This window comes from Spirosoma jeollabukense, from assembly GCF_054777855.1.
Map to the genome: position 1 here is coordinate 1 of NZ_BAAHAD010000053.1, position 1,467 is coordinate 1,467.

The following is a 1,467-nucleotide window of genomic DNA, read 5'->3' on the forward strand; positions in this document are numbered from 1 at the left end:
GGATGAGAACTTGGCAAATAAAGCTAGGCTTCTCATCGTTTCTGCTTTAAGAGGATAATAAATATCTTCGAGATAGGTAGTAGTTAAGGTGATGACTTAACTAGCCTTAAACTCTCGTAGTCGAATCTGAAAGGTTGATCGACCACATTGGGTCTGAAAAAACCCCAATGCAAGTTAGTACAGCAGTGAGGAATCTTGGTCAATGGCCTAACGGCTGAACTGGCAACTTGGAGAAGTGGCAAGTCTTCCAGTATGGGGAGCAAAACAGCTATGGGTCAAGTCCGATATCTTTAGGAGGGGCGAAGCTCCTCTTATTGTGAGGGCGAGTTTTATAACACCATAGGACTGGCCGTCCCATATGAAAAGATTATATTAGAATTGAATGAAGCTTTGTTTATATATTGATAATGACAGTATATATATCGTGTCTTGACTAATTGCGTGCCAGCAGTCGCGGTAATACGTAAGAGACTAGTATTATTCATCATCAATAGGTTTAAAGGGTACCCAGACGGAAGAAATTACCTAAAATAGGAATTATTTCTATCTAGAGTTTAATATGAAAAGGTAGTATCTACGGAGTAAAGCAAGAAATAAAATTCTATGATCCCGATGGAGACTGGTAAGCGAAAGCAGCCTTTTATGTAAAAACTGACGTTGAAGGACGAAGGCTAAGCCAATGAAGAGGATTAGAAACCCTCGTAATCTTAGCAGTAAATTATGAATGTCATAAAAAAATATTATTTTTTTATAAATGAAAGTGTAAACATTTCACCTTAAGAGTAATGTGGCAACGCAGGAACTGAAATCACTAGTCCGTTTCTGACATCAGTAGTGAAGTATGTTGTTTAATTCGATGATCCACGAAAAACCTTACCACAATTTGAATTATTTATATATTAATTACAAAATTAGTATATAAATAACAAGTGTTGCACGGCTGTCTTAAGTTAATGTTGCGAAACTACAGCAATAGTTGTAAAATTGATATGAACCCTTACCTTATTTATAAAATTTGTTTTAATATTCAATTTTTTATAAGGTTTTTTAGTCTTTATTTGATAAAATAAACAGGGACTAAGGCAAGTCATCATGGCCTTTATATTGTGGGCTACAGACGTGCCACATGTATCTAGACAAAGAGATGCAAAAATTAAAATTTAAGCTAATCTCTAAAATAGAATAAATAGGATAAGGATTGTAGTCTGTAACTCGGCTATATGAATAAGTAATTACTAGTAATCGTGAATCACCATGTCACGGTGAATTTCATCTCGGTTTGGTACTAATCACTCGTCGCATGCTGAAAGGAGTGTGTACAATAAGTTTGCTTACTTATTTTAATAAATTAAAAAACAAGGTTTTAATTTTATAATAGGTTTCTTCATATGTACACTTCTAATTAGTGTTAAGTCGAAATATGGTTCGTGTAGCGGAAGTTGCACGGGGAATATGGCCCATCATGAT

General features: G+C 34.9%; 1 rRNA gene. It reads left to right on the forward strand.

What is annotated here, in order from left to right:
* Positions 1-1,461, forward strand: a 16S ribosomal RNA gene (locus ACYVEA_RS34420); the annotation flags it as partial.
* Positions 1,462-1,467: the final 6 nt, after the last annotated feature.